The following is a 19,136-nucleotide window of genomic DNA, read 5'->3' as shown; positions in this document are numbered from 1 at the left end:
CGAATGAGCCGTATCAAGAGGGGTGTAACCACCCGCGCCAAGCACAAGCGGATTCTGGAACAGGCCAAGGGCTACCGTGGCCGCCGCAAGAACACCATCCGCGTTGCCCGTCAGGCCGTCGAAAAGGCCGGCCAGTACGCGTACCGCGACCGCAAGGTCAAGAAGCGCACTTTCCGCGCTCTCTGGATCCAGCGCATCAACGCGGCCGTCCGCGCTGAAGGCCTGACCTACTCGCAGTTCATCCATGGCGTGAAGCTCGCCGGGATCGAACTGGACCGCAAGACGATGGCCGACCTCGCCATGAACGAAGGCGGCGTGTTCAGCACCGTCATCGCGCAGGCGAAGGCAGCTCTGCCGGCGGCGGCGTAAGCCACCCGGCACGAAGCTTACGCTTCATCGCGCGACTGAAAGGGCGTGGATGGCTGGTGCCGTCCGCGCCCTTTTCGCGTCCGGGGGAAGTCCTTGCCGCAGCGGGGAGGACGAACGGCGAGGCCACACGCATTGCGATCCGCGCCCCTTCTCCTTAAGGAGCGCAACCGAACAGTTCATAACCAGACAGGCAGACCACCAGTGGACCACGCAGCAACCGGCCAGGAGGCGCTATCCCGCATCGCGGGCGCCGATGATCTCGATACGCTGGAGTCCCTGCGCGTCGAATTTCTGGGCAAGCAGGGCTCTATCTCCGGCCTGCTCAAGACGCTGGGCAAACTCGACCCCGAAGAACGCAAGGTCGAAGGGCCCAAAATCCACGCCCTGCGCGAAAGCGTGACCGAGGCACTGGGCACCCGCAAGGACACCCTCGAAACCGCCGCCCTCGAGGCGCGCCTTGCCGCCGAGACAATCGACCTTTCGCTGCCCGCGCCCGTCGCGGCGCGCGGGGCGGTGCATCCGATCTCGCAGGTGATGGACGAACTGGCCGAAGTCTTCGCCGACCTCGGCTTCGCCGTCGCCACCGGTCCCGAGATCGAGGACGACTGGCACAACTTCACCGCGCTCAACATGCCCGAAAGCCACCCGGCGCGCGCGATGCACGACACGTTCTACTTCCCGGACCGCAATGACGACGGGCGCGAGATGCTGCTGCGCACGCATACCTCGCCGGTGCAGATCCGCTCCATGCTGGCAACCGCGAAAGTCAGCGCAGGCGGTGCGCCGGTGCGTATCGTCGCGCCGGGCCGGGTCTACCGTTCGGACAGTGACGCCACGCACACGCCGATGTTCCACCAGATCGAGGGACTTGTCATCGACAGGGACATTCACCTCGGCCACCTGAAGTGGACGCTGGAAGCCTTCCTCAAGGCCTTCTTCGAGCGTGACGATATCGTCCTGCGCCTGCGCCCCAGCTATTTCCCTTTCACCGAGCCTTCGGTGGAAGTGGACGTGGGTTATTCCAACACCGGCGGCCGCCGCGTCGTCGGCGGGTCGGGCGACGCGCCGGGCCATGCCTGGATGGAAGTGCTGGGATCGGGCATGGTCAACCGCCGCGTCGTGGCCGCTGGCGGCTTCGACCCCGACCAGTGGCAGGGCTTTGCCTTCGGCATCGGCGTCGATCGCCTTGCCATGCTGAAATACGGGATGGACGACCTGCGCGCCTTCTTCGACGGCGACGTGCGCTGGCTCTTCCACTACGGTTTCTCCGCCCTCGACGTGCCGACCCTTTCGGGCGGCGTCGGCACACCGGCCTAAGGCGGGAAGGATTTAGACGACATGAAGTTCTCGCTCTCCTGGCTCAGGCAGTACCTGGAAACCGACGCGACGATCGAAGAGATTGCCGCCAGCCTCAACGCCATCGGCCTTGAAGTCGAAGGCATCGAAGACCCCGCCGCGAAGCTGGAAGGCTTCCGCGTGGCGAAGGTCCTGACCGCAGAAAAGCATCCGCAGGCGGACAAGCTGCAGGTGCTGACCGTAGACACCGGCGACAAGGTGCTGACCGTAGTGTGCGGCGCTCCCAATGCGCGCGCAGGGCTGGTCGGCGTGCTGGGCCTGCCGGGCGCAGTAGTGCCGGTCAACGGCATGGCGCTGAAGGTTGCCGCCGTGCGCGGGGTGGAATCGAACGGCATGATGTGCTCCACGCGCGAACTGGAGCTGGGCGAGGATCACGACGGCATCATCGAACTGCCGCAGGATGCGCCCGTCGGTACGCCCTTCGCGCAGTATCACGGCGCCGATCCGGTCATCGACGTGGCGATCACGCCGAACCGTCCGGACTGCATGGGCGTCTACGGCATCGCCCGCGATCTGGCGGCGGCGGGTCTCGGCACGCTGAAGCCGATCCCGGTCGAGGACATCGCCGGCACCTTCCCATGCCCGGTCGAAGTGCGCACCGAGGATGCAGAGGGCTGCCCTGCATTCTATGGCCGCGTGATCCGGGGCGTGAAGAACGGCCCGTCGCCGCAGTGGCTGCAGGATGCGCTGAAGTCTGCGGGTCAGCGTCCGATCTCGGCGCTGGTCGATGCGACCAACTTCATCATGCTGTCGTTCGGTCGCCCGGCCCACGCCTACGACCTTGTCAAACTGACCGGCGCCGTCGTTGCCCGTCGCGCGAAGGACGGCGAGACGGTTGAGGCGCTGAACGAGAAGACCTACACGCTCGACGCCGAAATGACGGTGATCGCCGACGATGCGGGCGTCCACGACATCGCGGGCATCATGGGCGGCCAGCATTCGGGCTGCGGCGATGACACCACGGATATCCTGCTGGAAATCGCCTACTTCGACCCGGAACGCATCGCGAAGACGGGCCGCAAGCTGAACCTGACGTCCGACGCGCGTGGCCGGTTCGAACGCGGGATCGACCCGCAGTTCCTCGACGCCGGAATGGACCTGCTGACCGGCCTGATCGTGAAGCTGTGCGGCGGCGAAGTGTCCGAGGTGGTGCGCGCAGGCGCCGCGCCCGGCACGCCCAGGATCGTCAACTACACGCCCGCGCTGGTCGAGAAGCTGGGCGGCGTCACCGTCACTCCCGGCGAACAGCAGCGCATCCTGGAAAGCCTGGGTTTCTCGGTCGTCGCGACGGAGGAGAACGGCGAACTGCGCTGGGCCGTCACGGTGCCCGGCTGGCGTCCCGATGTCGACGGTGCGCCGGACATCGTCGAGGAAGTCGTGCGCATCCACGGCCTCGACAAGGTGGAGAGCGTGCCGCTGCCGCGTGCGGACGGCGTTGCCCGTCCCACCGCCACCCCCGCGCAGGCACTGGAGCGCCGCGTCCGCCGCGCCGCCGCGGCGCGCGGTGCGCAGGAGGCCGTGACATGGTCGTTCCTGCCCGAACCTGCCGCCCAGGCCTTTGCCGAGGGCGATCTGTGGGTGCTGGCCAACCCCATCAGCGAGGACATGAAGGCCATGCGTCCCTCGCTGCTGCCGGGCCTGCTGATGGCGGCAAAGCGCAACCTCGATCGCGGCGCATCGTCGCTGCGGCTGTTCGAACTGGGCCGCCGCTATCTGCGCGGTGCGGGCGGTGCCAGCGACGAGCGGCTGACGCTGGGTCTGGTGCTGGCGGGCGAGAAAACGCCGCGCGGCTGGGCCACCGGCAAGGCGACGCCGTTCGATGCCTTCGATGTCAAGGCCGAAGTCCTGGCGCTGCTGGCGGAAGCCGGTGCGCCGGTCGACAAGCTGCAGGTCATGGGTGAGGCGGGGCCGCAGTTCCACCCTGGCCAGTCGGCCACGCTGCGCCTTGGCCCCAAGACGGTGCTGGCGCGCTTCGGCATGTTGCATCCGAAGACCGCGAAGCAGTTCGACGTCGATGGTCCGGTGGCCGTCGCGGAGCTGTTCCTGGATGCGATCCCCGCGCGCAAGGGTACGCCCACGTTCGCGCGCGTCTCTTACGCGCCGCCGGCGCTGCAGGCGGTGACGCGCGACTACGCGTTCCTGGTGCCTGCGGACCTGCCTTCGGGCGATCTGGTGCGGCTGGTGCAGGGCGCAGACAAGGCGAACATTGTGGCCGTGCGCCTGTTCGACGACTTCCGCGGCGCGGGCGTGCCCGAGGGGCAGAAGTCGTTGGCGCTGGAAGTTACGTTGCAGCCGCTTGAGGCCAGCTACAAGGAAGCCGATCTCAAGGCGATCAGCGAAAAGGTGACCGCCGCCGCCGCCAAGCTGGGCGCGGTTCTGCGGGGGTGATTAACGCATCCCGTCATCCCCCGCGTTCATGGGGATGACGGGAATGAGATAGTGCGCGGCCCGTGGAAAGTAGGGGACAGACATGGACTTCGTGACCATTTCCTCCGGCGATCTGACCGCCCGGATCAACCCGCTGGGAGCCGAACTGTGGTCGCTGACCGACAGCCTTGGCCGCAACTACATGACCGATGCCAACCCGGCGTTCTGGACCGGCCATGCCCCGCTACTGTTTCCGATCGTGGGCACGCTGAACGGCGACACCTATCGGCTGGACGGTCGCCAATACACGCTGCCGCGCCACGGCTTCGCCCGCAGGTCCATGTTCGAGGTGGTGGAAGCGGGCGCCGACAGCGCGCTTTTCCGACTTACCGACAGCCCGGAGACGCGCAACGCTTACCCTTTCGCCTTCGTGCTGGAGATGGCGTTCCGACTGGAGGGGATGGCGCTATTCACCGAGGCGCGCGTCATCAATCCGGGCGATGCGCCGCTGCCATTCAGCCTGGGCTTCCATCCCGGCTTCGCGTGGCCGCTGCCCGGCGGCGCGGGCAAGGCGGAGCATGTCGTCGCCTTCGAGCAGCCCGAGCCCCAGCCCATCCGCCGCATCGATGCTCCCACCGGGCTGATCCTGCCCGAGCCGCTGGCAACGCCGGTGGACGGCCACATCCTGCCGCTGGATGCCGCGCTGTTCGAGGATGACGCGCTGATCTGGGATCGGCTGTCGAGCCGCTCGGTCACCTTCGGCGCGCCCGGCGGCACGCAACTGGCGGTATCCTTTCCCGACAGCCCGATGCTGGGCATCTGGCAGAAGCCGGGCGCGCCCTATCTGTGCATCGAGCCGTGGCAGGGCCATGCCGACCCCGTCGGGTTCACCGGAGACCTGCGGGAAAAGCCGGGCGTCGTCGCGCTGGCGCCGGGGGATGCACGCCGTTTTCGCATGGATGTCACCGTTCTTTCTCAGGATTGAGATCGGCGGCAGATTGAAGAAGGAGTAATCCGCATGAAGACCGTCCTCGTAACCGGCGCCACTTCGGGCATCGGCGAAGCCTGTGCCCGTGCCTTCGTGAAGGCGGGCTGGCGCGTGATCGGCACCGGCCGCCGGGCCGAACGGCTCGATGCGCTGGCCGCCGAACTGGGCGCCGACCGTTTCCATGCCGCAGTCTTCGATGTGCGTGACGATGCCGCGCGCGATGCCGCGCTGGATGCCCTGCCTGCGGCCTTCGCGCAGATCGACGCGCTGGTGAACAATGCCGGGCTGGCACTGGGCGCTTCGCCTGCGCAGAACGCCGATCTGGCCAACTGGAAGACAATGATCGACACCAACGTGGTGTCGCTGGTATCGCTGACGCACAAGTTGCTGCCGGGCCTGATCGAGCGCAAGGGCGCGATCGTCAACCTGTCCTCGGTGGCGGCGACTTATCCGTATACCGGCGGCAACGTCTACGGCGGGACCAAGGCTTTCGTACGGCAGTTCTCGCTTGGCCTCCGGTCCGACCTCAACGGCACCGGCGTGCGCGTGACCTCGATCGAGCCGGGCATGGTAGAGACCGAGTTCACCGTGGTGCGCAACGGCGGCGACCAGGCGGCGTCGGACACCTTCTATTCGGGGGTGAACCCGATGACCGGCGACGACATCGCCGAAACCGTGCTGTGGGTCGCCTCGCTGCCGCCGCACGTCAACGTCAACACGCTGGAACTGATGCCGGTGAACCAGTCGTTCGCGGGTTTTCAGGTCTCGCGCGAAAGCTAGGACGCGCTCGTCCAATAGGGCGCGGGGGGCTGCGCCCGCCCGCGCTTCGCTTCGTAGAGGCGGGCGTCAGCGGCGCGCAGCAGCGCCTCCAGATCGGCGGCGGCTTCGGTGGACAGGACCGTGCCAACGCTGGCGGTGATCGCCACCGCGTCTCCGTCCAGTTCGAAGGGCTGCGCGATGGCGGCGGTGATGCGCCGGGCAAGCAGTTCGGCTTCCTCGCTGCGGTTCAGGCCGAACTGGACCACGCCGAACTCGTCACCGCCCAGCCGCGCCACGATGTCGCCGCTGCGCACCGCGCCGCGCAGGCGTTAAGCTACCGCCGCCAGCAGTTCGTCTCCCGCCGCGTGGCCGAACCGGTCGTTGACCGGCTTGAACCCGTCCAGATCAAGGTAATGCACCGCGATGATGCTGGACGGCCCCAGCAGCGAGGCGTGCTCGTCGAAATATTCGCGCAGGGCCAGGCGGTTGGGCAAGGCCGTCAGTCCGTCATGCCGCGCCAGCGAAACCGACGTCATGCGCCTGGCGATCTCGGTGCTGGCGGCGCGGTGCAGGGCCAGTACGCTGTGCGATCCGCCGACGAGGAATGCGGTTGCGATCCCGCTTACAGCAAAGTGATAGGCATCGAGACGCAGCGCCGATGCGATGATGGCGGGGGCTATGGCCATGGCGATGCTCGGTATCGCGATCGGCGGGCGCAGGGCCGTGCCGGTGGCCGCCCCTGCGCAATAGCCGACGAGGACGCAGATCGTCAGCATCTGCGCCCGCTCCCCGAAGGTGGCGAAGACATAGCCGCCCAGCAGCCCCAGCGATGCCGCGAAGAGGTAGTATGGCCATGCGAACGCGCTTTCCAGCCGCCGCGCCTGAACCGTGTCCAGCGGCGCCGTCATCGTCCTGTCGCGCAGGATCAGGGTGATCGCGATCCGCAGCACGCACGTCGCCAATGCGCACCCGCCCAGCAATCACGCTACGGGGTCCGCCCGATCGGCGGAAATCAGCGCGACATGCAGCGCGGTGATGCCGAGCATGATCTTCGATGGCAACGGGTTCGCGTAAAGACTGCGAACGAGTTCCACGTGAACTTTGTCGGCAAGCGAATCAGATGGCGTCATGCGTGTGAAATCAACCGAACAATTCTACGTATTAATACAGAATTTGCAGGACAGCGCGACCACGCAAAGCACAGGGTGCCATGTCGGGACAACGCGAAATGGGGAACAAGTCTGAACGCTGGATGAAATTTTCAGGAACTGCGCTCAACGGACTTTGTTTTCCCTTTGAGAGGTTGCTGCAGGCAACGCTGAAAAGACAGGTTCGCCATGATCAATACGGAAAGGACGTTCATCGAAGTTCCGCCATTCGACCTGCCGGTCATCCTGATGGCGAACGCGGTTCTTTGGGTGGCGATTGCGGGGGTTGCCGCAGTCGTTTTCTAAGGCGCGGCTTCAGAGTCCCGTATAGTCCCTGAACCACTCGACGAACCGCGGCACGCCGGTTTCGATAAGGGTGGACGGGGCATAGCCGGTATCCCGCGTCAGCGCCGTGATATCCGCATACGTGGCGTGAACGTCGCCCGGCTGCATCGGCAGCAGGTTGCGCATGGCCTTGCGACCGCAGGCCTGTTCCAGCACTTCGATAAGCCGCAGCAGGTGTTCCGACCGGTTGTTGCCGATGTTGTAGAGCGCATGCGGCTTTACGCTTCCGCCCGCTTTCTCCAGCCCGTCGTCCAGCGGCGGACGGTCGAGGCAGGCCAGCACGCCGCCGACGATATCGTCGATATACGTGAAGTCGCGGCTCATCTCGCCGTGGTTGTAGACGTCGATCGGGCGGTCGGTGAGGATGCGCTCGGCAAATTTCCACATCGCCATGTCGGGGCGGCCCCAGGGACCGTAGACGGTGAAGAACCGCAGGCCGGTCAGCGGCAGGCGGAACAGATGGGCGTATGTCTCGCTCATCAGTTCGTCGGCGCGCTTGGTGGCGGCATAGAGGGAGACGGGGTTGTCGGTGCGGTCCTCCACCGCGAATGGCAGCTTGGCGTTGCCGCCGTAGACCGAGCTTGAACTGGCATAGACCATGTGGCCGACCTGCCGCGCACGGGCGAGTTCAAGGATGTTGACGTGTCCGGCCAGGTTCGATGCGACGTAGGCGTGCGGGTTCTCCAGCGAATAGCGCACCCCGGCCTGGGCCCCCAGATGCACGATGGAGCCAATCTCGACGGGTGCCATGGCCTGCGTCAGTGCCGCCATGTCGGAAAAGTCCAGCGCATGGAACCGGAACAGGTCGCCGTGCCGGGAGGCGAGCCGGTCCAGCCGTGCCTGTTTCAACGCGATGGAGTAATAGTCGTTCAGGTTGTCGATGCCGACCACCGTGCGGCCATTCGCCATCAGCGCTTCGGCCACGGCAGCGCCGATGAAACCTGCCGCACCCGTCACCAGTACCGTCGAACCCTGCACCGTCATCATGCCTCTTCAGCCTGCAGCCCGCGCCGCCGAACCCCTGCTAGAGGCAAAAAGTGGAGCAGACGATAACGAAGACACGCTTTTTCCCTACCGCGTCAGAAAGTTCGGCGCAGCGTGATGCCCGCGGACGTCGTGTCGCCTGCCTTCAGCCCAAAGCCACGTGTGGCGAACAGGTCGAGGTAGAGGCTTTTCGTCAGTTTCATGTTGGCGGTGGCGCCCACTTCCAACCAGCTGTCGGCATAGTGCTTGCTGTCCAGCCGGAAAGGCAGGCCCGTTCCGGCATCGTGGCCGGGGCGCAGCCACAGCTGGGACAAGCCGTTGCTGGTCCAGTTGCGCGAAAGGGACAGGCCCATGTAGTGCTCGCCCGAAGCGCCGAATGCATGGTCGATGCGCGCGACGGCGCTGGCGGACCATGTCGGCTCCTCGGTCTCCAGATCGCGCAGATCGGGGTTACCGGCGGCCTCGGTCGGGGCGGGGCGCAGCAGCTTGCCCTGCGCGAAGGAGGCGGCGACGGTGGAGGTCAGGAACCACCGGCGACCCAGCGGCACCACCCGTCCGAAGTCGCCGCCGGCCGCATAGTAGTCGCTGCCCTTCGCGCCGGTGCTGGCGCGGCTGCCCTGCGACGTCGTGATGCGGCCATAATCCTGCCGGCCATAGCTGGCCCAGCCGTCCACCACCCAGTTGTCGAAATTGCCGCCCGCCCCCAACGTGCCGACGTAGTAGTCCGAAGGCAGCGCCAGATCAGCCTGCGTCAGCGTGCCGTGGTAGCGCATCAGGGTGCCGCGCACGTATCCGCGTCCCACTGTGCGGGACAGGCTGAGCGCCTGCCAGCTGCCGTCCGGGCCATCGTCCCTGTCACTGAGCCCGGCGGAGGCGGTCGCGGTCCATAGCGGGGCGACCTGCGCCGTGTCCGCCGTGTCCGCCGTGTCGGTTTCTGCAGTATCCGTTTCCGTCGCCTGCTGTGCACATGCCGGCGGCGAAAACACCGCCAAGCCCAAAGCCAGCGCTGCCCAAACCCTGCGGATCAGGACGGCGGGAATGTCAGGCCACCTTGCGCAAGGTGGGGACGAACGCGGCGGGCACCGTGACCCGCGCCACGAAGCCATCGCGGCCATGGGCGAAGGACACGTCGCCGCCATGCGCGCGCGCGATGGAGCGGCACACGGCAAGGCCCAGCCCGCTGCCCTTGCGGCCGGACCGGCGCGCGGCGTCGCTGCGGTAAAAGGGCTCGAAGGCGCGGTCGAATTCATCCTCGGGAATGCCGAGGCCGGCGTCGATGATCTCCGCCACGGCTTCCCCGCCGCTGAGCGTCACGCGCACGCGTGCGCTTTCGCCGTACTTCACCGCGTTTTCCAACAGGTTGCCCAGCAGGCGGCGGATACCCACCGGGTCGACCTCGACCGGGATATGGGCGTTGCGTTCTATCTCCACATCGGCGCCGATCAACTGCCAGTCGGCGACGCTGCCCGCAATCAGGTCCGCAAAGTCCAGCCGCTGGCGCGGGCCGGGGGTGGAGGCGTCGCGGATGAACGCGATGACCTGGCTGATCATCGCCTCCATCTCGGTCACTTCCTTCAGCAGCCCTTCGCGCTGATCGTCGGGCACGTCCTCTATGCGGAAGCGCAGGCGGGTAAGGGGGGTACGCAAGTCGTGGCTGATGGCGCCGACCATCGCCGTGCGGTCATCCACGAAGGCACGCAGGCGGTTGCGCATCTGGTTGAAGGCATTGGCGGCGCGGCCGATCTCGGCCGGGCCGGACAGCGGCAGGATGGTGGCCGACGGATCCCGGCCAAGCTGCTCCGCCGCCTTGGCGAAATCCCGCAGCGGTACGACGATGCGGCGCACGAACAGCCAGGCCAGAGGGCTGACGATGGCCAGCGACAGCGCGAACCACAGCATCACGCGGGTCTGCCAGGCGTTTGGGAAAGGTTCGGCGCGTGGGGCCACCGCCAGCCAGGTGCCGTCCTTCTGCCGGGCGGCGGCGACGAAATCGCCTTCGATGAAAGGCGGAGAGACTGCATCGAACAGCGAATTCGCGGTGCGACGGAAGGGGATCGGCAGGGGAGCGGGGGTCGGGGCCGGGCGGGCGTCCTGCGGTGTGGTCGCCGCCGGGACTTGTGCTGAAGGGCCGGCAACCGGCGGTGCAGGCTGGAGGACGGGCGCCGGGGCGGTGGGCTGGACTTCGGGGCGCTCCACAGCCGTCAGCGTCGGAACCGGCGTTGCCGCGAGCGGGCGGACCGGTGCTGGTGTCGGCGTGGGCAGGCCCGCGTTGCCGATGACTCCGGGCGCGATGGCGGGCGGCATCCCGCCCGACATGCCGGGATTGGACGGACCCGGGTTCATCCCCGGACGCATCAGCGCGCCGGGTTTGCGTTGTGCCGCGCCGATCCCCTCGCCCGCCCCAGATGTGTCGCCGGCGCGGGCGGGGGTGGTCGGCCCGGACGGCGTGCCGGCGGGACCGGCCGGACGCACGGTCCCGGGCTGGTTGCCCCCCGGCTGGACCGCACCGGGCTGCATCGGACGCGAGGGCACATGCGGGCCTGTTCCGCCGCCCGGAAAACCACCGCCGGGAAGGTGACCACCGGGCATCCGTCCTCCAGGGAAGCCCCCGCCTGGCATTCCGGCCGGGCCGGGGCGGCCGCCGGCGGGCGGTCCGCCGGGGATCGCCTGCGCATTCGCCTGCGTTATCAGCATCGCGGACAGTCCACCGCTGCGGCCCGCAGACACGGCCAGTGGCGAACGGGCATCGCTGGGCACCGCGACGCCGCCGACCGGAAGCTGGGTGTAGAACGCCAGCACGACGTCGCCCGGCGCGCTTCCTATCCGCTGCGCCAGCGCATCGCGCGACGATTCGGACACGAGCCAGCCCTGTCCGCTGACGTCGGGCGGCCCGGCCATCACCTTGCTGTCGAGGCGATCGGCAGCGCGCCTTCCGGCCAGTGCGTCGGCGACTTCGTCCATGTCCCAGCGTTCGGTGGGATGCGGCGGCAGGATCACCGTCAATGCCAGCGTCACCGCCTGCGCCGCGACGAGTGCACAGACCAGGATGGCGACCATCTGCATCGCCAGCGGCATGCCCAACCTGCCCCGGAAGGGCGGCCTGAAGGAATGCCGAAGCGGCGGCGCGATCGGGGGCGGGTTCATGTCCATGGCCATGCCACGCGGCTGCGGCGGAGGCGAGATGGATCGTGGCGCATCGCGATGGAGAGCGGGAAGAGTTGCGAAGCGGGGACAGGAGAGAGGGACACGTCCCTCCTGTCCCCGCTCCGCGTTCCCGCGATCCGGAACGGACTGCGGGAACGGTCACCTCGGGCCGATCCGGAGCGTCGCCCGCTTTCGGGCCGCGTCCAGAGAGAATCTCCTGCTGCGGACTGCTCCACCGCGCGAGGCGGCGAGTAGCACCCGCTCATGTCAGTTTCCGGACTATCCGCCGGGACTTCATGCGCAGTTCGGAAATAACGCGCGAATATGGCTCCAGGATGAATGTAACGAAATGTTTCGGAGCCGTCGGCGAGCGGGACGGGTGCGACTACAGGACCCACTCGGTCGACGGCTCCGACACCGCGGGGTGCCTTGGCGGTGGAACCCCGGACGGTGGCCTTGAACGCAGGGGAACCATGAGGCGCGGCAACGAGCGCGGGGGGCGCCGGTCGGTCCGCGATCATGGCTGGCCGATGCGTATCGCGGCAAGCTGGATCGTCCATGGACCGATTTGTGGCTGGGGCAGATTGCTTGCGGATTTCACCGCTTTGCAGTGACATTTCAGAGCTGTCGCAAGGTGTATCGGGCGCTGAAATCCGCAGGGAACATGCACTATCCATCAGCGCGCAATGATCCTAGAACCTTGCCTGATGAACCTGAACACCCGCATCCTCATCGTCGATGATGACGAGGGCATCCGATCGTTGATCGGCGATTTCCTCGGCAAGCACGGCTATGAGACTGCCACTGCCGCCGACCCCGTCGAAATGCGCAGGCTGCTGGCGGGGGAGCGGTTCGACCTCATCGTCCTGGACGTCATGATGCCGCGCGAGGACGGGCTGACGGCGCTGCGCCAGATGGGGCCGGATGCGCCGCCGGTCATCATGCTGTCCGCAGTGGGCAGCGATGTGGACCGAATCGTCGGGCTGGAGATGGGCGCGGACGACTACCTTGCCAAGCCGTGCAATCCGCGCGAACTGTTGGCGCGTATCCGCACCGTCCTGCGCCGCCGTGCCGCGCCAGAAGCCCTGATTTCCGATGCGCCCCGGACCACGAACCCGGCGCAGCCTGCGGGCGTGCTGGAAGTGGACTCCGGAGACTGCCTGCGCTTCGCGGGCTGGCGCATGGACCTGGGGCTGCGGCTGCTGTTCGATCCGGCCAGCGCGCTGATCTCGCTGTCGGACGGGGAGTTCCGTCTGCTGCGCGCCTTTGCCGAGCATCCGCGCCGGGTGCTGACGCGCGACCAGCTGCTCGACTGGTCGCGGGGCGAGGATTCGGACCATTACGACCGCGCCATCGACGTCCAGCTTTCGCGTCTGCGCCGCAAGCTGTCGGAAGGGCAGGGCGGCAGCGACATCATCCGCACCGTGCGCAACGAGGGCTACCTGTTCGTGCCCGCCGTCACCGAAGCGCGGCCTGCAATCTGACCGAAATGCCGCTGCAATCCCCCTGAAATCGGGCCGCAAAGCCCGGCGCACAGTCCTTTTCGCAGGGTCCGGCGACAGCGCCGGCGCGAGGAGGGTATCATGGCTTATCGGGATCGGGACAGTGCGCAGGGGCATGCGCACGAAAACAGGCACGGGCACAGCCTGGCAGAGGATCTGCAGGCGATGGGCCGCGCCCTGTACGGGCGGCGCCGGGCGCTGGGTTTTATGGTCGGGGCTGGCGGCACGGTAGCTCTGGCAGCCTGCGGAGGCGACGATGCAGGCGGTGCCTTCAGCTCGGACAGCGCTGCAACGTCGTCGTCCACCACATCGTCATCGACATCTTCCGCCTCGGGGTCGTCAGGCACGTCCACGACTTCGACCTCTGACGGAACTTCGGACGCAAGCTGCGTTGCCGACCCGACCGAAACGAACGGCCCCTACCCGGCCGACGGCACCAACACCGCGAGCGGCGCGACCTCCAACGTGCTGACGCAAAGCGGGATCGTGCGCTCGGACATCCGGTCCAGCTTCATTGGTTCCACCAACACCGCAGACGGCGTGCAGTTGCAGATCGTGCTGCAACTGGTGGATGTGAGCAACGGCTGCGCCGCCATCGCAGGCGCGGCGGTCTACCTGTGGCACTGCGATGCTGCGGGCAGATACTCGCTCTATTCCAGCAGGATCACCACCGAGAGCTACCTGCGCGGCGTGCAGGTGACCGACAGCGAGGGCAAGGTGACGTTCACCACCATCTACCCCGCGTGCTATTCGGGGCGCTGGCCGCACATCCATTTCGAAATCTTCACCGGCGGCCTCACGTCCGCCAGCACCGGCAGGAGCGCAACGCTGATCTCGCAGCTGGCCATGCCGGCGGCGACCAATACGGCGGTTTTCTCCGGCGATAGCCGCTACACCGCCAGCATCGCCAACTACAATGCCATCTCGTTGTCGTCCGACAACGTCTTTGGCAACAATACCAGCGCACAGCTCGCCCAGCAGACCCCTGCGCTGAGCGGGAGCATCGCCGCCGGATACACGGGCACCGTCGTCGTCGGCATCGCCACCTGACGCCGCGCCCTGTTTCACCGCGCGTAGCCTTCGCGCGCGTTTCCCATACCCTTTCGTCCGGGACTTTTCCGTTCATGCCCTCGTTCAAACATTCCGCCTCCATGGGCGCGCTCGCGCTTGCCATCTGCGCGTCGCCCGCAGCCGCCGACACCACGGTTAGCACCTCCACCACCACCGCGCTCGACACCGCCGGTGCCGGGAACGTCACGGTGGGCACCAACGGCACGATCACGCTGGCCAGCGGCAGCGCCATTACCGTCGGCAGCGATGCGACCGCAACCGTCAACGGCGCCATCTCCATGGGCGGGGCTGCGGGAGCATCCGGCATCACCGTGAATACCGGCACCACTTCCACCATCGCCATCGGCGAGGACGCGACGATCAAGGTTCTGGAGGACTTCGTTCCCGAAGACGCCGATTCGGACGAAATCATCACCGACGGCGTTGCTTCGGCCGGCAGCCGCTATGGCGTCCACGTTGCCGGAGCGGCCGCCGGGTCCATCCTCAACGAAGGCGCGATCACGGTGGAAGGCCAGAATTCCGGCGGCATCATGCTGGATGGCGACTGGACCGGATCGATAACCAACACCGGCACGATCAGCGTCATCGGCGACAACTCGGTCGGCATTTCCACCAGAGGCATCGACGGCGACCTGACTGTCGAAGGCACGGTAGCCGCGATCGGCTACCAGGCCAGCGCGATCGACGTGGCAGGCGATGTAACCGGCACCGTCGCAATTCAGGGCGCAGTGAGCAAGGGGTACAGCTTCACCGACGATGACAGCAGCACCATCGTCCTGTCCCGTGCAGCGCTGCGGACCGGGACCGCTGCCGTCTCGATCACAGGCAACGTCGATGGCGGTATCGTCGTCGCGGCGCCGCCAGTCGATACCGACACCAGCAACACCGACGAGGACGGCGACGGGGTCAAGGACAGCGAGGAAGCGACCGGCACCGTCACCGCATATGGCAACGGGCCGGCGATCCAGATCGGCGGCGCCGGCGATATCACCGTCGGGTCGGTGACCGGCAACGCCGGCACGTATTCACTGGCGATCGACGGCTCGGTGACGGCCAACTCCTACTACAGCAACACCGATGCCTATGGCGTCGTCATCGGCGGGCAGGGCGGCAACGTGACGCTGACCCACGGCATCGGCGTGTCGGGCACGCTGAACGCCACATCCTACGACCAGTCGGCGACGGCGCTGCTCATAAACGCGGGCAGCACCGTGTCCACGCTTTACAACAGCGGTACGATCTCTGCGGCGCTGACTTCGTCGGGAGAGGGCACCACGACCGCGATAAAGGACTTGTCCGGCACGCTGACGACAATCGAGAACACCGGCTTCATCACCGCCAGCGGGTCCAGCACCGACGTGACGACCGCGCTGGACCTGTCCGCCAACACCACCGGCGTCACCATCACGCAGTATCTCAACGACATCGACGCCGAAACCAGCGCGGACTATGTCGAGGACAACGACGAGGCGGACCCCACTGTCTATACCGGCATCACCGGCGACATCCTGCTGGGATCGGGCAACGATGCGATCGCGGTCTCGTCCGGCGCCATTGTCGGTGATACGTACTTCGGCGCGGGCGACGATACTCTGACGCTGTCAGGAAACACCGCCTATACGGGCGACGTCCATTTCGGCACCGGAACGGGCACGGCCTCGCTGGCCGGCACGTCGACCTTCACGGGAACCATGGATTTCGGCGGAGAGACCGGCGCGCTGACGATCAGCGACACCGCGACGTATACCGGCAATTTCGTGGATGCAGGCAATCTGGCGGTCACCGTCAACGGCGGCACCCTGATCCCGGACGAAGCCGCCACGGTCAGCTTCGGCAGTCTGACGGTCGGGTCGGGCGGCACCATCGGCGTCTACGTCGACGGCGACGAAAGCTCCACCATCGTCACCAACAGCGCGAGCCTTGCCGACGGCGCCAGCATCACCGCGAAGATCAACAGCCTGGCCACCGCCGAGGGCACTTATACCGTGCTGACGTCAGGCAATCTCGACGTCGAAGGCACGCTGAACAATTCGGTGGACAGCCCGTTCATCTACAACGGTTCGGTCAGCAGCGATGCCCAGAACGTCTACCTCACCCTTGCGCGCAAGACGACCGGCGAGCTGGGCCTGACCCGGTCGCAGGCTTCGGCGTGGGACGCGATCTACGCCACCGCGCAGAACGACGACGACATCACCGACAGCCTGCTCGACGTGTCCGATTCGGCAACGCTGCAAAGCCAGGTGGGGACCATGTTGCCCGATCATGCCGGGGGCGTGTTCCGCGCCGTCACGACCGCCGACCGGCTGGCTGCACGCCACATCAGCGACGACAGTACCCTGTTCGACATTTCAGACGTGGGCGGCTGGTTCGAACCGATCTACTGGCGCGCCAGCAAAGACGCCACCGGCACCGCCAGCTACAAGGCCAATGGCTGGGGACTGTCCGGCGGTGTCGAAAAGCGCACCGACCTTGGTTATTTCGGCGTGTCCTATGCCTGGATCAACGGAACCGTGAAGGACAATGGCGGCTCGCAGATGCTGGATCTGGGGCAGCATGACTTCGGCGCATTTTGGCGCACCGCCAAAGGCCCGCTGATCGCCTGGGCGCGTCTGGGTGCCGCGCGCATTTCCATCGATTCGGCGCGTACTTATACCGGCACCATCGACGATACGGATTTCTCCTATGCAGCGGATGGCAGCTGGAACGGCTGGCTGTTTTCCGGCGTGGCCGGGGCGTCCTACCGCTTCGACATGTCGCGCCGCTTCACGCTCAAGCCCAGGCTGGAACTGGAGCAGATGTGGCTGAAGGAAAGCGGCTATTCCGAAACCTCCGACGACAGCGATGCCATTGCGCTGACCGTGGCAAGCCGCACCAGCAGGATGCTGACGGCGACGCCGACGGTTACCGCGGCCTACTCTCTGGGCACGATCTCTCCCGACTGGCGCCCGCTGACCTTCCAGCTTGAAGCTGGGCGCCGCGAAGTGCTTGCAGGCAGGCTGGGCAGCACCACCGCCTACTTCAACGGCGGCGACGACTATGCCGCTGGGTCCGCCTTCACGATCGCGGGAGACGGCCTGAAAGGTGCATGGATCGGCGAAGCCAGCGTGCTGGCGGGCGGTTACGACTTCACCTGGAAGCTGTCCGCCCGTACGGAGCGCTCCAGCACCGGCACCGACCTGTCGGCCCGCGCTTCGCTCAGCGTGGCGTTCTGAAGAGGTGGGGGAGCTGGCTCCCCCACCCCCGGCGCCCGGCGCCGGTCAGGAGGGACGGATGTCGCTGAGCTTGCGTTCCCAGGCCAGTGCGTGTTCGACGATGGTGGGCAGGTCGTCGTAACGCGGCACCCACGGCACGGAGGCCCTGATGCGGCTGTTGTCGGAGATGAGCGCGTCCGGATCGCCGGCGCGGCGGCCTTCGAGGCGGCGGTCGATGGTCCGGTTCGTCGCCCGGTCCACCGCGTCCAGCACGTCCAGTACCGAGAATCCGCGCCCGTAGCCGCAGTTCATCGTCAGCGAACGCTGCGGCTCTGCGATCAGGGCTTCCAGCGCCAGAACGTGCGCGGCGGCAAGGTCCGAGACATGGATGTAGTCACGCACCCCGGTGCCATCGGGCGTGTCGAAATCCGTGCCGAACACCGAGACATGGCTACGCTTGCCCAGCGCCGCTTCGACCGCGACCTTGATCAGGTGCGTCGCCCCGGCGGTGGACTGTCCCGACCGCCCTTGCGGGTCGGCGCCCGCGACGTTGAAGTAGCGTAGCGCGCAGTAATTGAAATCATGCGCTTTGGCGACGTCGGCCAGCATGATCTCGGTCATGAGCTTGGACGTGCCGTAAGGGTTGATCGGCGACTTCGGGCTGTCCTCCGTAACCGGCGAGACTTCGGGAATGCCGTAAGTTGCCGCCGTCGAACTGAAGATGAAATGCTGCACCCCGCCTTTTATGGCGGCGTCGATCAGCGCCCGGCTCTTGGCGGTGTTGTTGTGATAGTACTTGAGCGGGTTCTCGACCGATTCAGGCACCACCACCGACCCGGCGAAATGCATGATCGCGCCGATCCCGTGTTCGCCGAAGATCCTGGCCAGCAGGTCCGCATCCTCGATGTCGCCTTCATGGAAAGGCACGTCCTCGGGAATGGCGAAACGGAACCCGGTCACCAGGTTGTCGAGCACGACCACCGGCCATTCCGCGTCCTTCAGCGCAAGCACGGCGTGACTGCCGATGTAGCCGGCACCGCCGGTAACCAGAACTGCGGGTTTCGAAGCCATGCCGGTCCTTCAATGTTCAGGGGACATGCGCCGCAGCCCTGCTTTCAGGCTGCGGCGTCGCATGTCCCGGCGTTGTCGATTATCGGCTCAAGACGACGAACGTGTTGAGCAGCGGTGCGGTCTTCAGGACATCCTGCCAGAAGCCCTTGGTCGCCGAATAGCCCACCATCACGACGTCGCCGTCGATGATCGTCGGGTCGGGGCTGATGCCGGTGCGGATTTCCTTGACGTTGAAGCGGGCCACCATGCGCTGGCCGTTCACCGTGCGGAACACGACCACTTCGTCGAGCTTGGCAGTGACCAGCGGGCTTTCCGCGCGGGCAAGCGAGGACAGCAGGGTTGCCTTGCTGTCAATCTCGTAGACGCCCGGCTTCTTGACCTCGCCTTCCACCGAAACATAACGCAGCGCCATTTCCTTGACGGCGACCGAGACCTTGGGGTCGATCAGGTACTTGGCCCCAAGGCGCTGGGTGATGTCCGCGGAAATGTCATTCGCGCTCAACCCTGCTGCCTGAACGGGGCCGATCAGCGGAACCTGGATGAAGCCGGCTTCGTCCACCCGCAGTTCTTCGGCGGAAATTTCCGCTTCTCCGAACACGCGAAGCGTCAGCACGTCCTGCGCGCGGATCGTGTAGACTTTGGGCGTGGCCACATCTGCAGGAACGATCTGGTAGGCAGCAGCGCCGGTAGGCAAATTCGGGTTCTTGATCGACGTGCTGCAGCCCCCCAGGATCGAGATCGCCATCATGGCGCCGATGATGAGGGGAGATTTAGAATTGTGCACTACCAAATGTCTCCGTGACCGGGGCGATCGGCGCTACGGGTACCCGCGCCCCACCCT

The 19,136-nt window shown here is 66.5% G+C and carries 13 protein-coding genes and 1 pseudogene; 8 read left to right on the top strand and 6 right to left on the bottom strand.

Annotation, left to right across the window (positions count from 1 at the left end):
• Positions 1 to 3 precede the first annotated feature (3 nt).
• From rplT to GGR40_RS07880, 5 genes are all read left to right on the top strand, one after another.
• The gene (gene rplT / locus GGR40_RS07900) at positions 4 to 369 is read left to right on the top strand and encodes a 50S ribosomal protein L20 (RefSeq protein WP_429275678.1); all 366 of its coding nucleotides are present in this window, start codon (positions 4 to 6) and stop codon (positions 367 to 369) included.
• A gap of 201 nt (positions 370 to 570) precedes the next feature.
• Complete coding sequence (gene pheS, locus GGR40_RS07895; protein ID WP_429275677.1) at positions 571 to 1,686, top strand: phenylalanine--tRNA ligase subunit alpha; 1,116 nt, start codon at positions 571 to 573, stop codon at positions 1,684 to 1,686.
• A 21-nt stretch (positions 1,687 to 1,707) separates the two neighbouring features.
• On the top strand, positions 1,708 to 4,113 hold the full coding sequence (gene pheT / locus GGR40_RS07890) for a phenylalanine--tRNA ligase subunit beta (RefSeq protein ID WP_429275676.1): 2,406 nt from the start codon (positions 1,708 to 1,710) through the stop codon (positions 4,111 to 4,113).
• Between the two features lie 82 nt (positions 4,114 to 4,195).
• On the top strand, positions 4,196 to 5,077 hold the full coding sequence (locus GGR40_RS07885) for an aldose 1-epimerase family protein (protein WP_429275675.1): 882 nt from the start codon (positions 4,196 to 4,198) through the stop codon (positions 5,075 to 5,077).
• Between the two features lie 33 nt (positions 5,078 to 5,110).
• On the top strand, positions 5,111 to 5,860 hold the full coding sequence (locus GGR40_RS07880) for an SDR family NAD(P)-dependent oxidoreductase (RefSeq protein ID WP_429275674.1): 750 nt from the start codon (positions 5,111 to 5,113) through the stop codon (positions 5,858 to 5,860).
• Here the strand turns inward: GGR40_RS07880 and GGR40_RS07875 are convergent.
• The 4 genes and pseudogenes from GGR40_RS07875 to GGR40_RS07860 all read right to left on the bottom strand — a co-directional run bounded on the left by GGR40_RS07875 (position 5,857) and on the right by GGR40_RS07860 (position 11,460).
• Positions 5,857 to 6,375, bottom strand: a pseudogene (locus GGR40_RS07875) (diguanylate cyclase domain-containing protein). The gene GGR40_RS07880 and the pseudogene GGR40_RS07875 sit on opposite strands and share 4 nt — an antisense overlap.
• Before the next feature lie 927 nt (positions 6,376 to 7,302).
• Positions 7,303 to 8,316 (bottom strand): SDR family NAD(P)-dependent oxidoreductase, encoded by a 1,014-nt coding sequence (locus GGR40_RS07870; protein WP_429275973.1) that lies wholly within the window; start codon positions 8,314 to 8,316, stop codon positions 7,303 to 7,305.
• 95 nt (positions 8,317 to 8,411) lie between these two features.
• Positions 8,412 to 9,302, bottom strand: coding sequence for an autotransporter outer membrane beta-barrel domain-containing protein (locus GGR40_RS07865; protein ID WP_429275972.1), 891 nt, complete (start codon positions 9,300 to 9,302; stop codon positions 8,412 to 8,414).
• A 55-nt stretch (positions 9,303 to 9,357) separates the two neighbouring features.
• Entirely contained in the window at positions 9,358 to 11,460 is a 2,103-nt protein-coding gene (locus GGR40_RS07860; RefSeq protein WP_429275673.1) for an ATP-binding protein, read from the bottom strand.
• 686 nt (positions 11,461 to 12,146) lie between these two features.
• Between GGR40_RS07860 and GGR40_RS07855 the strand changes: the two genes are divergently transcribed.
• The 3 genes from GGR40_RS07855 (at position 12,147) to GGR40_RS07845 (ending at position 17,245) form a co-directional block, all read left to right on the top strand.
• Positions 12,147 to 12,944 (top strand): response regulator, encoded by a 798-nt coding sequence (locus GGR40_RS07855; RefSeq protein WP_429275672.1) that lies wholly within the window; start codon positions 12,147 to 12,149, stop codon positions 12,942 to 12,944.
• 99 nt (positions 12,945 to 13,043) lie between these two features.
• Positions 13,044 to 14,012, top strand: a complete 969-nt coding sequence (locus GGR40_RS07850) for a dioxygenase family protein (RefSeq protein WP_429275671.1) — start codon at positions 13,044 to 13,046, stop codon at positions 14,010 to 14,012.
• Positions 14,013 to 14,113: 101 nt separating this feature from the next.
• Complete coding sequence (locus GGR40_RS07845; RefSeq protein WP_429275670.1) at positions 14,114 to 17,245, top strand: autotransporter domain-containing protein; 3,132 nt, start codon at positions 14,114 to 14,116, stop codon at positions 17,243 to 17,245.
• 45 nt (positions 17,246 to 17,290) lie between these two features.
• On the opposite strand, the gene galE is transcribed toward GGR40_RS07845, so the two are convergent.
• Complete coding sequence (galE, locus tag GGR40_RS07840) at positions 17,291 to 18,295, bottom strand: UDP-glucose 4-epimerase GalE (RefSeq protein WP_429275669.1); 1,005 nt, start codon at positions 18,293 to 18,295, stop codon at positions 17,291 to 17,293.
• A gap of 79 nt (positions 18,296 to 18,374) precedes the next feature.
• The gene (locus tag GGR40_RS07835; RefSeq protein ID WP_429275668.1) at positions 18,375 to 19,079 is read right to left on the bottom strand and encodes a polysaccharide biosynthesis/export family protein; all 705 of its coding nucleotides are present in this window, start codon (positions 19,077 to 19,079) and stop codon (positions 18,375 to 18,377) included.
• Positions 19,080 to 19,136 lie beyond the last annotated feature (57 nt).

The sequence above is a fragment of the Novosphingobium gossypii genome, from assembly GCF_050433305.1.
Taxonomy (GTDB): Bacteria; Pseudomonadota; Alphaproteobacteria; order Sphingomonadales; family Sphingomonadaceae; genus Novosphingobium; species Novosphingobium gossypii.
The sequence above is the reverse complement of the archived record's forward strand: the minus strand, read 5'-3'. Positions and strand labels throughout refer to the sequence as shown.